This window comes from Deinococcus detaillensis (assembly GCF_007280555.1).
In the GTDB taxonomy this organism is placed as follows: Bacteria; Deinococcota; Deinococci; order Deinococcales; family Deinococcaceae; genus Deinococcus; species Deinococcus detaillensis.
Genome location: NZ_VKDB01000025.1, coordinates 1 through 12,631, shown reverse-complemented (window position 1 = coordinate 12,631; position 12,631 = coordinate 1). Strand labels below are relative to the sequence as shown.

At 62.4% G+C, this 12,631-nt stretch carries 13 protein-coding genes; 9 read left to right on the top strand and 4 right to left on the bottom strand.

Features of this window, described 5'->3' with window-relative positions; translation table 11 throughout:
• The first annotated feature begins 25 nt into the window (after positions 1-25).
• The 3 genes from FNU79_RS15725 (at position 26) to FNU79_RS15715 (ending at position 2,460) form a co-directional block, all read left to right on the top strand.
• Positions 26-805, top strand: coding sequence for an AAA family ATPase (locus FNU79_RS15725; protein WP_143721752.1), 780 nt, complete (start codon positions 26-28; stop codon positions 803-805).
• Complete coding sequence (locus FNU79_RS15720; protein ID WP_143721751.1) at positions 802-1,905, top strand: enolase C-terminal domain-like protein; 1,104 nt, start codon at positions 802-804, stop codon at positions 1,903-1,905. The genes FNU79_RS15725 and FNU79_RS15720 overlap by 4 nt, the downstream gene beginning before the upstream one ends.
• Positions 1,906-2,046: 141 nt before the next feature.
• A complete protein-coding gene (locus tag FNU79_RS15715) occupies positions 2,047-2,460 on the top strand; it encodes a GNAT family N-acetyltransferase (RefSeq protein ID WP_143721750.1) in 414 nt (137 codons plus the stop codon).
• Here FNU79_RS15715 and FNU79_RS15710 read toward each other — a convergent pair.
• Together FNU79_RS15710 and FNU79_RS15705 are read right to left on the bottom strand one after the other, a co-directional pair.
• Entirely contained in the window at positions 2,447-2,956 is a 510-nt protein-coding gene (locus FNU79_RS15710; protein ID WP_225430121.1) for a GNAT family N-acetyltransferase, read from the bottom strand. The genes FNU79_RS15715 and FNU79_RS15710 overlap by 14 nt on opposite strands.
• On the bottom strand, positions 2,956-4,560 hold the full coding sequence (locus FNU79_RS15705; RefSeq protein ID WP_185974752.1) for an ABC-F family ATP-binding cassette domain-containing protein: 1,605 nt from the start codon (positions 4,558-4,560) through the stop codon (positions 2,956-2,958). The genes FNU79_RS15710 and FNU79_RS15705 overlap by 1 nt, the downstream gene beginning before the upstream one ends.
• A 254-nt stretch (positions 4,561-4,814) precedes the next feature.
• Here FNU79_RS15705 and FNU79_RS15700 point away from each other — a divergent pair, with 254 nt between their 5' ends.
• The 4 genes from FNU79_RS15700 (at position 4,815) to FNU79_RS15685 (ending at position 8,997) form a co-directional block, all read left to right on the top strand.
• Positions 4,815-5,429 carry an FMN-binding negative transcriptional regulator gene (locus FNU79_RS15700; protein ID WP_143721748.1) on the top strand — a complete coding sequence of 205 codons (615 nt, stop codon included), beginning with the start codon at positions 4,815-4,817 and terminating at the stop codon, positions 5,427-5,429.
• 252 nt (positions 5,430-5,681) lie between these two features.
• A complete protein-coding gene (locus FNU79_RS15695) occupies positions 5,682-6,599 on the top strand; it encodes a histone deacetylase family protein (protein WP_143721747.1) in 918 nt (305 codons plus the stop codon).
• A gap of 146 nt (positions 6,600-6,745) precedes the next feature.
• On the top strand, positions 6,746-8,329 hold the full coding sequence (locus FNU79_RS15690; protein ID WP_143721746.1) for a peptide chain release factor 3: 1,584 nt from the start codon (positions 6,746-6,748) through the stop codon (positions 8,327-8,329).
• An 80-nt stretch (positions 8,330-8,409) separates the two neighbouring features.
• Positions 8,410-8,997 carry a DedA family protein gene (locus tag FNU79_RS15685; RefSeq protein WP_143721745.1) on the top strand — a complete coding sequence of 196 codons (588 nt, stop codon included), beginning with the start codon at positions 8,410-8,412 and terminating at the stop codon, positions 8,995-8,997.
• A gap of 27 nt (positions 8,998-9,024) precedes the next feature.
• Here FNU79_RS15685 and FNU79_RS15680 read toward each other — a convergent pair whose 3' ends face one another.
• Positions 9,025-10,176 (bottom strand): S1C family serine protease, encoded by a 1,152-nt coding sequence (locus FNU79_RS15680; protein ID WP_225430120.1) that lies wholly within the window; start codon positions 10,174-10,176, stop codon positions 9,025-9,027.
• A 67-nt stretch (positions 10,177-10,243) separates the two neighbouring features.
• Here FNU79_RS15680 and FNU79_RS15675 point away from each other — a divergent pair, with 67 nt between their 5' ends.
• Both FNU79_RS15675 and FNU79_RS15670 read left to right on the top strand, forming a co-directional pair.
• On the top strand, positions 10,244-11,290 hold the full coding sequence (locus FNU79_RS15675) for an HD domain-containing phosphohydrolase (protein ID WP_143721744.1): 1,047 nt from the start codon (positions 10,244-10,246) through the stop codon (positions 11,288-11,290).
• A gap of 61 nt (positions 11,291-11,351) precedes the next feature.
• Complete coding sequence (locus tag FNU79_RS15670) at positions 11,352-12,170, top strand: aminoglycoside phosphotransferase family protein (protein ID WP_143721743.1); 819 nt, start codon at positions 11,352-11,354, stop codon at positions 12,168-12,170.
• Between the two features lie 61 nt (positions 12,171-12,231).
• Here FNU79_RS15670 and FNU79_RS15665 read toward each other — a convergent pair.
• Positions 12,232-12,631, bottom strand: a 400-nt coding sequence (locus FNU79_RS15665) for a hypothetical protein (RefSeq protein ID WP_225430119.1), incomplete at its 5' end; no start/stop codon positions are given.

Genomic DNA, 12,631 nt, shown 5'->3' with positions numbered 1-12,631 from the left:
GGCGCGGGCCGCTAGACTGCGGGCCATGACGTTGCCTTTTTCCTCGCCGGCCCTCAGTGGACTGTGGCTGCCCCACCAAACGCCGCCTGCCGGAGCCGAGCCGCTCTCCGCTTTGCCGCTGACCCTCCTGGTGGGCGTGACGGGGGTGGGCAAAAGCACCGCCCTGAGCGCCCTGAGCGCGACAGGGCTGCGGGTACTGCCTGACCGCCGCGAAGTCACCGACGCGGTGATGATCGAGCCGCTGGCGGGCCACGCCGTGACCGACAGGCAAGAGCGCTTTGCCCTGACCGCCCGCTACCGCCAAACCCACCCCGGCGGCATGGCGCAGGCCCTCGGCACGCTGCGGGCTTTGCCGGAAGAGGGAGAGCGCTTGGTGTTTGACGGTCTGCGGGGCCTAGACGAAGTGCGCTACGCCGCTGAGGCGTTTGCAGCGTGGCGCTTTATTCACCTGCACGCGCCCGACCCCCTGCGGGTGCGCCGACTGCTCGGGCGGGGCGACGCTTTCGACGCGGTGAAACCAGAAGCGGTCAGCCATGATCTCAGCAGCGAACTGGCAGCCCTCAGGGGCGCGGCTCAGGTGTTCACGCCCGCCGAACTCAGCAAACTCGCCGCCTTGCAAAGTCAGGGCCACGCCCCAGCCGACATTCTGGCCAAAACCAAAATCGTGCTGAGCGAGCGCCAAAACTATGATCCAGCAGCCGCCCACGCCTTTTTACTGACGCTGCCGCCTGAGCGGGTACTCGACCTCGATACGGCGGCGCTGGCCCCAAGTGAAGTGGCGCGGCGCGTGGAGCATTGGCTATGACCCATTTGGAGGTGGGCGGCCCCAAGATCGTGCGGCTGGAAGCCATTCCCTACCGCTTGCCGCTGCACGGGGTGCTGGCGTGGGGCGCACACAGCCGCCTGAGCGCCGCCGAACACGTCTTGGTGCGGGTGCACCTCGATGACGGCACGCTGGGTGAGGCCGAAGCGCCGCCGCGCCCGACTATTTACGGCGAAACGGTGGCCAGCATCGTGGGCATTCTGAGCCACCTTGAAGCCGCATTGGTGGGCCTGAGCATCGACGACGAAGCCGCGCTGAACGCCGCCCGCAACAGCGTGGCCCAAAACCTGACGGCACGCGGAGCGCTGGACATGGCGCTGTGGGACGCCCGCCAGAAGGCGCGGGGGCAAAGCCTCTTTGACGCGCTGCTGGGGCCAAGTACCTTGGTGCGGGCCTCGTTTATTCTGGGCATCGCCGCGCCCACCGAGATGCTGGATGAAGCCCGCCGGGTGGTGGAGCAGGGTGTGCGGGTGCTGAAAGTCAAAGTGGGCCGCCAGCACGCCCGCGACTTGGAGGTGATCGAAGCGCTGCGCTTTGAATTCGGCAGTGAAGTTCAGCTCTACGCCGACAGCAACGAAACCCTGACGCCCGAAATCGCGCCCGCCGCCCTCGCCGCCATGCGCGAAGCGGGATTGACGTACGTGGAAGAACCGCTACCGGTGCGCCAGATTCGCGCCCGCGCCCAGCTCAAATCGAGCGGGGCGCTGCCGCTGGTGGCCGACGATTCGTGCTTTACGCCCTTAGATTTGGAGCGCGAGCTGGACTTCGACACCTTCGACATTCTGAACATCAAAACCGCCCGCAACGGCTTTACCGACGGGCTGGCAATGCTGCGCCGCGCTCAGCAGGCCGGCAAGAGCGTGATGATCGGCTCGCAGGCCAGCAGCGGCCTCGGCACGCTCCACGCCGCGCTGCTCAGCACCCAGGACGGCGTGACCGAGCCGTGCGAGCTGAGTTTTGTGCTCAAGCTCCAAAGCGACTTGCTCAACTTGCCGATTGAATTTAAGGACGGCTGGCTGGACGTGGCCGCGCTGAGAGAGCATCAGGTGGACGAGGAGAAGTTGCGGGCAGCGCGTGTATGAGGTCGGAGCCTCCTTCCCAACGGCTTATGGGAAATTGGAAGGGGTGTGGGCGTATGTTTTACACTCTCGCGGAGAGTAGTTCTTCCGCTTGACCAGCCACCGCGTCACCGTCACCGTTTCGCCCCAGTAGACTGCTGACTCATGCTTCAGCCTGCGTTTTCACTTACACCCAACGTCGCGGCGCTGCTGACCCGCGCCATGTTTCCCGACCCCGAACGCACCGTCCTCACGCTGAAGACTTACCAGACCGATCCGGCAAGGCGCATTTTTACTTGGAACATTTGCGGCGAACCTGTCAGCGCGGTGGGGCTGGCTGTGAACAAGATGGAAGCTGAAATACTGCACATCGGCACGTCGCCTGAACAGACCGCAAGAGGCTACGGGCGTGACCTTCTCCACGCTGTTGCTGACCATCTCCAACTCCAGAAATTAGTCGCAGAAACAGACGACGAATCGGTTGGGTTTTATCGGCGCAGCGGCTTTCAGGTGAGCGAGGCACCAGCTAGGGGTGGGCAGCGCAGATTTTGGTGTGAGATGAAGCTCACCTCGCCCTGATCAGATACCGCGTCACCGGCACCGTTTCGCCCTGATACTCCTCCGGTTCAGACTCACCTTCTTCCACAAAGCCCAGCCGCAGCATCAGCGCGTGTGAGGGCAAGTTGGGCGCGTGAACGATGGCGGTGACTTCTTCCAGCTTGAGAACCTCAAAGGCGTGCCTGAGGAGTAACTTGCCCGCTGCCAACCCGACGCCCTGCCGCCAGCGCGGGCGCTCGATGCCGATACCGAATTCACCGGACACTGGGGTGAGGTAGGCCAGATCGACATGGCCGATCAATGCGCCGCTTAGGGTAATACCCAAACGCAGAAAGTGCGGATGAAGTTCACTGCGTCCATCAGTCATGTCAATCCAGTGTTCGCGGATATGATCTGGCGCGAGTCCCACCGGCCAGTCAGCCGCGCGGCAAAATTCTTCGTCGGCTCCCCAGCGCACAGCGGCTTCTTCATCGCCGGGACGCAGTGGGCGGAGTTGTATGTGTTCCATCGCCTTCATTATCCCTCCCACACTCCTCCCCCACCGACTTCCCAGACCCGCGTGGCGACTTGCTGGCGCAGGTGGCGGTCATGCGTCGCCAGCAGCAGCGTGCCGGAAAAGCGGCGCAGCAAGTCTTCCAGCGCTTCAATGGCCTTGATGTCGAGGTGATTGGTGGGCTCGTCCAGCACCAGCAGACTGGCGCGGGTCACGCCCAGCCGTGCCAAACTCAGGCGGGTGCGCTGCCCACCCGAGAGGTTGGCCAGCCGGAACGACGGCTCCGGCGGTAAGCCGACTTGAGCAGCGATTTCGTAAAGTTGATGCGGCGTCAGCAGCGGGTTGGCGTCCAATAAAGCGTCTTTGAGAGTGGATAAGTTAGACAGCTCCTCACCGCTCTGCCCCGCGAAGTAGAGGTGCAGACCCGCGCCCAGCCGCACCGTGCCGCGACAAGGCAATTGACCCAAAATGGCGCGGAGCAGCGTGCTTTTGCCGCCGCCATTTGGCCCCGTCAGAGCAATCTTATCGCCGCGCCGGACATCCAAGTTGACGTTTTCCAGCACCGTGAAGCTGCCCCGCCGAACCGCCAAGTCGCGCACGGTCAGCACTTCACTGGGGCCAGTTGATGCGGCGGGCAAGTCAAGGGTGATCAGACGGTGGTCGTCGTAAGGCTTGTCAGGCACCACCAAGCGCTCAGCCCGTTTTTCTAGCGCTTTGGCACGGGCCGCACTGACGTTCTGGGCGTTTTGAGCTTTGCCTTTGGCCAGCAATTTGTCGCTGTCAGCGGCGCGTTTGGGGTTGTAGCTTCCAGCGCTGCGGGCCTTGCTCTGACGGCGGGCGGCTTCCGTTGCAAGCGCCGCCTGCTGCCTGCGGGTCGCCGTGTGGGCGCGGTCTTGGGCGTCCCGCAAGGTGGCTTTGAGTTTCGTAGCTGCCGAATATGCCGCCGGGTAGAAGGTGAGCCGCCCGCGTTCCAGCTCGGCAGTATGGGTGCTCACCGCGTCCAAAAAAGCGCGGTCATGCGAGGCCAGCACAAACGCGGCGCGGCTGCGGGCAATCCAGTCTTCCAGCCAGCGCACTGAGGCTTCGTCGAGGTGGTTGGTGGGTTCGTCGAGCAGGTACAACTCGGCGGGCGAGAGCAGCAGACGGGCCAGCAGCACCCGCCGCGCCTGGCCACCCGAGAGTTGGCCCACTGCCGCCTGCGGATCAAGGTCGAGACCTGCCAGCACAGCCTTGGCCCGCGTTTCAAAGTCGTAGCCACCCGCGCTGCGGTAACGTTCTTCGGCGGCGCTGAAGGTGCGAAGATGATCGGGCGTGGGGTCGCCGAGATCAGCGCTGGCGGCGTTTAGGACGCACAAAGCTTCCAGCAGTTCGGGTGGAGTCACGGCGTCTAGCACTTTGCCGCCGTGCTGGGGCGCGTGCTGAGGCAAGTACGCCACGCTGCCCAGTCGCTCCACTTGGCCGCTGTCGGGGGCATCGAGTCCGGCGATCAAGCGCAGCAAAGTGGTTTTACCGCTGCCATTTTCACCGATCAGGGCGAGGCGCTCGGCGGGCCGGAGGTCTAAGGAAACGTCGTCAAAAATGGTTTGGTCGCCGTAACTGCGAGCAACGTGATGTAAACGGGCAAGCATACTTCCCCCGGTATTGGTTGTGATCAGCGCGTTCCCGCCCATTGGCAAGGCAGCAGCAAGGCGTTTAGATTGCTCTGAATCTAACTGGACTTACTGGCGGGCGCTGTTCATTCATCAAACCTCGGCGGCGGCGGGAAGGAAAGCCAGACCTCAAGAACCTTGAGCGGGTCAAGGGGAGTTTAGCGCGGAGTGGACGGAGGTAGGCCAAGCGGCTTAGAGCGCACTTGGTCTATTGGGGCCGCTAAACTGCCCGCATGTACTCCCCCGCTCACTTTCGCCTCACCGATCAAGCTGAGTTGCTGCGGTTTATGCGGGCGCACAGCTTTGCCACCCTCATCACGGCTCCGGGCGGCGTGCCGTTTGCCTCGCACATTCCGCTGCTGATCGAATCGGAGCAAAGCGCAGACGGCAGCGAAGCACTTTATTTGCGCTCCCACCTGGCGCGGGCCAATCCGCAGTGGCAGCACTTCGGAGAAGCCGACAGTTTGGTTATTTTCCAGGGGCCACACGCCCTGATTGATCCGGCGTGGTACGAAAGCCGCCCGAACGTGCCGACCTGGAATTACGCGGCGGTTCACGCCTACGGGCAGGCCCAAGTGGTCGCAGGCGAGGCCACCCGGCGCATCGCTTACGGCCTGGTGGAGCAGCACACGCCCGGTATGGCCCCCATTCCCGCTGACCTCGAGCGGCGCATGTTGGCGGGCGTGGTGACCTTTGAGCTGCGGGTCGGCAAGCTGGAAGGCAAATATAAGCTCAGCCAAAACAAAACGGCGGCAGACAGGGCCAACGTGCAGCGTGAGTTGGCGCTCAGCGGCTCAGAGCACGAGCGGACCACTGCCGAGTTGATGAAGGTGCACAGCGCCGACTGAGTTGTAGCCCCTAAACTACCAGCGTGCTCCGCGCTTTTACCGCTTCTCGTTACGCCGTCTCACTGTGCCAAGAATTCCACCGGCAACGCCTCCAAGCGGAGCTACAATCCCGGTCATCCACCACTGCCACCCCGCCAGCGCACCGACCAGTAGTAGGGCCGCAATGAGAGCCACCAATGACCAGCCGATAAGGTGAAGTTGGCGCGGAGTCATGGGGATAGGTTATCTCAACTCAGCCCCTAAACTACCCACGTGCCCCGCGTCTTTACTCCCTTCCTCAACGCCGCTTACCGCCAGTCTCCCCCACCGCGCCGCCAGTTTTTGCCGCGTGAATTTTTGCTGCAACTCCTCGCACAAGCCGCCGAGCGTTTACCGCTGCTGGAAGCGCCTCCCCTGCCTTGGGCACTCGCAGAGTGGGCGCACGACCCCGCTTATTTGCAGCGCTGGCGACGCGGCGAAGTCACGCGGCAAGAGGAGCGGGCACTGGGCTTTGCGTGGGATACCGCAGTTGTGGAGCGCAGTCGGGCGTCATGCGGCGCAACGCTGAGCGCCACCTGGGACGCGCTGAGCAGCGGCCTCGGCCTCAGCTTGGGCGGCGGAACCCACCACGCTTACGTCGATCACGCCGAGGGTTTTTCGTTTCTCAACGATGTGGCGATCATCACCCGGCATCTGCTGGACGCTGGACTACTCTCCAAAGTCTTGGTGCTCGACCTCGACGTGCATCAGGGCAACGGCACGGCGGCGATGCTGGGCAGTGAGGCGCGGGCTTTCACCCTCAGCGTTCACGCCGACCACAATTACCCGTTCAACAAAGAACGCAGCGATCTGGACGTGGGATTGCCCGATGGCGCGGGCGACGCCGAGTATCTGGCGGCACTTGAAGACACCGTAATGCCCGCCGTGCAAGCGTTTGAGCCTGAGTTGGTTTTTTATCTGGCAGGCGCGGACGTGCTGGAAGGCGACCAACTCGGGCGGCTGGCGCTGAGCTTGGACGGTCTGCGGGCGCGGGACGAGCGGGTCTACGGCTGGGCAGCGAGCAGCAAAACCCCGCTGGTGTCGCTGATGGCGGGCGGATACAACCGCGATCCGGCCAAGTTGGTGCGGGCAAGGCTGGGCACCTTGGACGCGGCGCTGGGGGCTTTTTCTCTTTCTCCAAACGCGGTATAATATCCAAATGATGTTTCTCCTCACGCCACCCTGACGACGCCTGAACGACGTTGCGGCCCTGAGTCGTAGAAACTGAACCGACGCTTTACCCAAAATTTTCCCTTACTACGGGCCGCTGCCGCCATACCGCGCCCGCCGGAGCCTTTATGACCAGTCCCCACCTCGAGCGCGAAATCGAGCGCCGCCGCACCTTTGCCATCATTTCTCACCCCGACGCCGGTAAAACCACCATCACCGAAAAACTGCTGCTCTACGGAGGCGCGATTCAGCAGGCCGGCAGTGTCACCGCCCGCGAAGGCATGCGCCACACCACTTCCGATTGGATGAGCATCGAGCAGCAGCGCGGCATTTCCATTTCCAGTTCGGCGCTGACCTTTGAATATGAAGGCCGCCACATCAACCTGCTCGATACCCCCGGACATCAGGATTTCAGCGAGGACACCTACCGCACCCTGACCGCCGCCGACTCGGCCCTGATGGTGCTGGACGCGGCCAGAGGCGTGCAGGCCCAGACCGAAAAGCTGTTCGCGGTGTGCCGCAACCGGGGCATTCCGATTCTGACTTTTATCAACAAGATGGATCGGCCCGCCGTCGATCCGTTCGAGCTGATCGAGCAAGTCGAGAGCACGCTGGGCATCACCGCCATTCCGCTGACCTGGCCGATTGGTGACGGCCCCGATTTCAAGGGCGTCTACGATTTGCAGAGCAAGCAAGTCTTGGTGTTCGAGCGCACCGCACGCGGCAAACAGCGTGCCCCGGTGCAGGTCGCCGGACTGCATGACCCGGAACTGCGCCAACTGGTCGGTCCCGACCTCGCCGCCAAACTGATTCAGGACGTGGAACTGATCGAGGGAGCGATGGGCGAATTTGACCAGAATGCCTTCCTCAAAGGCGAACTGACCCCCGTCTTTTTCGGCAGCGCCATGAACAATTTCGGCGTGGAGCACTTTCTGAGCCGCTTCGTGGAACTCGCGCCCCCGCCCGGCCCAGTCGAAACCAACCTCGGTGAGCGCGACCCCGAAGCGCCATTTGCCGGTTTTATCTTTAAATTGCAGGCCAACATGAGCAAGGCCCACCGTGACCGCACCGCTTACATGCGGGTGATGAGCGGTCATTTCGAGCGCGGCATGGACGTAACGCACACCCGCACCGGGCGCAAGTTGCGGCTCTCGCAGGCGCATACCCTGTTTGCCCAAGACCGTGAAAAAGTGGACGACGCTTATCCGGGCGACATCGTGGGCCTGGTCAATCCGGGCGTCTTTCAAATTGGCGACGTGATCAGCTTAGACGGCAAACTGCAACTGCCCAGCTTTCCCCGCTTCACGCCCGAAACGTTTGCCACCATTTCTCTGCGCGACGTGGGCAAGCGCAAGACCTTTATGAAAGGGCTGACCCAGCTCACCGAAGAAGGCGTGGTGCAGGTCTTTTACCCCACCGACGGAGCGCGTGACCCGTATTTGGGCGCGGTGGGGCCGCTGCAATTTGAGGTTTTTCAGGCCCGCCTTCTCGAGGAATACAACGTCGAAGTGGAAATGCACGTCACCAGTTACGAGTTGGTGCGCTGGCTGGCGGGTGACACGGCCTCGGTGGCCCGTTTCGCCCGCCACGTCGAAGACGATCAAGGACGTCCGGTGATGCTGTTCAGGAGTCCCTATGATCTGGACTACACCCAGACCCAGCACCCAGAGATTGAGTTCTTGCCGCTGCCCAAGGATCTGACTCGGGTTTAAGGGCAGCACGGAGGGGCATCAGCCCGCCCCTTTACTTTCGGCTGACGAAAGGTCTTTAAGCGGCGGGCTACACTGACCCAATGCTCAGTCCTGAATACCTGCTCGCCACCTTTTCTTATGTGGGCCTCGCCCTGATTATCTTTGCCGAAACGGGCCTGCTGCTCGGTTTCTTTTTACCCGGCGACAGCTTGCTGATTACGGCAGGCCTGTTTGCAGCGCGGGGCGACCTCGGCATCGTTGAAATCATCGTGCTGGTGATCGTGGCCGCGTTTCTGGGCAATCTGTCGGGCTACTTCATTGGCCGCCGCTTTGGCCCCGCCGTGTTTGCCCGCGTCAAGTTTCTCAAGCCCGAATACGTCGAGCAGGCCCGCGAGTATTTTGACGAGCGCGGCAATCAGGCTTTAGTGCTGGCCCGCTTCGTGCCGATCATCCGCACGCTGCTGCCCACGCTGGCCGGAACCATTCAAATGAACCCGCGCACTTTTATGATCTCCAACGCCATCGGCGCGGTGCTGTGGGGAACGAGCGTCCCGCTGGCCGGTTATTTTCTGGGCAAGATCATTCCCAAAGACGTGCTGGACAAATACATTCTGGTGATTGTCGGCGTGATCTTGGTGCTTTCCTTTATTCCGGTGCTGCTGGAAATCAACAAGCGTCGGCGGCGCTGAACCGGGATCAACCGCTTCCCCCCAATCTCACTGGTTGTAATTGATGCTCCCCTTGGCCACCAGCGGCACGCTGACTTCGCGGCTCTGGGCTTTGCGGCTGAGCGTCAGCTTGACGGTGTCACCGACTTGGCGGCGGCGGATTTCAAAAATCACGTCGTTGCTGCTGCGTGTCCGGATGCCGTTGACCGCCGTGATGGTGTCGCCGAGTTGGCTGAGTTGGTCTTGGCTGTCGTAACTCGATCCACGCAGTCCCGCCGCTGCCGCTGGGCTGCCCGCCACCACTTCGGCCACCACCCCGCCGGAAGGGCTGGTCAGGCCGTCATGCTGGCCGTCAAAGCGCAGGCCAATCGCCGGAACGTCGCGCTTTTCTCCGGCTTCCAGCGCCTGAACCAGTTTGCCCGACTCCTCGACAGGTACGGCGTAAGAGGTCAGGGTTTTGCCCTCGTCATTGACCCGCACGTAGCTGACCACGCCCATCACTTCGCCGCTGGCGTTCAGGATCGGGCCGCCGCTGTCACCGGGCGCGAGCGGGGCGCTCATCTCAAAAGTGTTTTGGGGGAAATCAGCTTGGCCCGCCCGCGCTCCGAGCCGCAGCAGCCGGCCGACACGGGCCTGCAAAAAGTCGCCGCCACTGTTGCCGATGGCCAATACCCCCTCACCGATTTTGGCTTCGCGGCTGGCCAGCGGTAAAAAGGGCAATGCACTGCGGGTGTCGATCTTGAGCAGCGCCACGTCCGCCGCGTTGTCGAAAGCCGTCACACGGGCGCGGTAGACCTGCCCGCTCAGCGTCTTGACCCGGATAAGCTGTGCGCCATCTACCACGTGATAAGCGGTCATGACCTGCCCGTCACCCGAAATCAGGAATCCGGTGCCGAGGCCGCCCTGCACGCCTCCATTTTCCGAAGGGCCAAGCTGCTCGATTTGCACAGTGGCTGGACGCGATTTGCTGAATAGGTCGCGGGTCGCCGGTGATAAGGGATCACGCAGGGTGGGCGTCGCGGCGCTGCTTGAGCTGTCAAAGCCGCTCCCAAAACGGCCTGCGCTGGGATCGGCCTGCGGCACAAAGTAAGCCGCTCCAGCAATAATGAGCAAAACGGCGGGCCAAGGCGAGAACTTCATGGCTGACTCTAGCGCCAAGTGACGGGTACCGAGCGTGCCGAACAGCACGGTAGAGATCACCGCCGCGCACCAAAGGGTGTACCCCTGCTGTCAGGAGTTTGAATGATGGGGCTTTTATACTTGGAGCATGTTTAGACGTCCGCGCCCGCAGCCATCCCCCGCTTCCCAAAGCGCCGAGCAAGCGGCTGCGGTGGAGCTGGCTTCTCCCGCTCTCGCCGGAACGCTGAGCGTGTACCAGGAGCCGGAAGCGGGCAAGCTCCTTGCTGAACTGCTCTCCCGCCCCACGCCCGAAGGCCTGCTTGAAAGTGCGCTTTCGCAGCTCGCGGCGCGGGTCGGCGGCGACGTGAAGGGTTACGGAGTGCTGCGGCGCGGCCAAGACCGGGTGGTGGCGGTGCTGCTCTACCCGCGCCGCTTGGTGGGCCTGAGCTTGTCCGGCCCGTGGACAGCGGCCCGCCCGCGCCTGATCACCAATGGTTCCAGCGACCTCTACGCCATGAATGACGAAATGCTCCACCCTCAATTTGACGAAGCGGGCATGAATCAGGTCAGCGCTTCTTTGGTGCTGCCGCTGGCAGATAAGGGGCGCAACCTCGGCGCACTGGTGCTTGACCGGGTGGGAAGCGGCTTTACTCAGGAACAGCAAGACAGCGCCCAGAAACTCAGCAGCACCGTAGGGATGCTGCTCGGCCTGATGGACTCACGTGAAGAAGCCCGCAGCACTGCCCGCACGGTGGCCGCAGCGGTGGCCGAGATGAGCGAGAGCCTCGACTTCGATTCGGTGGGACACGCCGAAGCGGTGGCGCAAGTGGCTTTGCAACTGGGACGCACGCTGGGACTGGCCGAGCGCGAACTGGATGAAGTCTGGTTTGCCGCCACCCTGCACGATGTCGGCAAACTGCACGGTGAAGAAAACCACGCCCTGGTCAGCGCCAACGTCTTGCACGGGGTGGGCAGCTTAAGTCAGGCCCAGCTCGCCATCCGGCACCACCATGAGCGCTGGGACGGCCAGGGCACGCCCGATAAACTCAGCGGCGAAGATATTCCGCTGTACGCCCGCATTTTGGCCGTCGCCAATACCTATGTCAGAACCGGCGACCTCGAAGTGCTGCGCGGCCAAGCTGGAAAAGCGCTCGATCCTAGATTAGTGGGCCTGTTGGAACGCGGCGTACATTAATTAAAGCGGCGGCGGCAGCAAAAAAGATCAATGCCCCGCTTCCCACGCTCCGCTTCCCGCTATGATGTGCGCCGTGCAGCGGGTCAGTTTATTTCCCAACTTAGAACGGCTCTACGGCCCGCTGACGCCGCTGGACTTTGGCATGCAGAGCCGGGTGTACACCGACGCCAGCCGCGAGCGGGTGCTGAAGATCTACCGCAACCACAAAGGCGAACACCGCACCGAGGCCGCCAACATGCGCCGCGCCGACATGGGCCAGTGGGTGCTGGACGTGCACGAAACCGACGGCGTGGAAGTGCTGGTGATGCCGCGTTTTGACGGCCACCCGCTCTCTGAGGCGGACGTGCCCCGCGCCCTGCCGAGGGTGCGCCAAATTCTGGAGGCTCTGCACGCCGAGCGGCGCGGCCAGGTGGACTTGCCCAGGCTGAGCGAGCGGCTCAAGCGATTTCGCAGCGCCCTCGCGCCCTATCCGCTCGACGATTTGTTTGAGGCCATTGAAGAACCGCTCTTCCGGGGGGCGCTGGACGTGCCCGCCGCATTTTGCCACCTCGATTTGTGGCAAGACAACATTTTGATCAACGACGCGACGGGCGAAGTTTTGGTGATCGACTGGACAAAAGCCGCTTGGGACGACCCGATGCGCGATCTGGCCCTCCTCAAAACCGGCACGCTAGATTTGCTGTCCAGACCCGAAAGCCTCGCGGCGGCGCTGGAGCTGGTGCCGCCCGATATGAGTTCACTCACCCGCTTCCGGGCGTATCTTGCCCACAGTTATTTGCATGATTTGTACTGGTTTCTGATGAACGAGCCGTATGAGTTTGAAGCGCAGCGCGAGGTGAAAGTGCGGCGGGCACGCCACGCGCTACTGCATTTGATTTGAGGAGAAATAGTCTCTGCTAGGTCAGCGAGTCCTCAGCGACTGGTTCTGATTTCGCCGCCAATTACTGCCGGGTCATATCCAAGAAATTGCTGCTCTGCGGGCCATTGCCGTCACGGGTCAGGCAATCGGCCTGATAGCGGGTCTTGCCATTTTCCTGAGTGAAAGCTCCATCACATACGGCCATGTTGGTCTGATAGTTCAGGGTGATCTGATTGCCGTTGATTTTGCCGGTGACATTCAAACTGAATGGTCCCAGCGCCGCATTGTTCACCTTCCCGGTGAAGTTACCCGCGCTGTCTTGTCCGGTAACGGTCAGCGTAAATGGGTTGGGATTGTTCAGTGCCCGCGAGCTGTAGAAACTGCCCTTCCAGACGCCAACAGCTGAGAGCTGGTTGGGACTGGGCACAGGAGCAGGATTGACTGGCACAGTAGGCGCTGGGTTGACTGGCACAGTAGGCGCT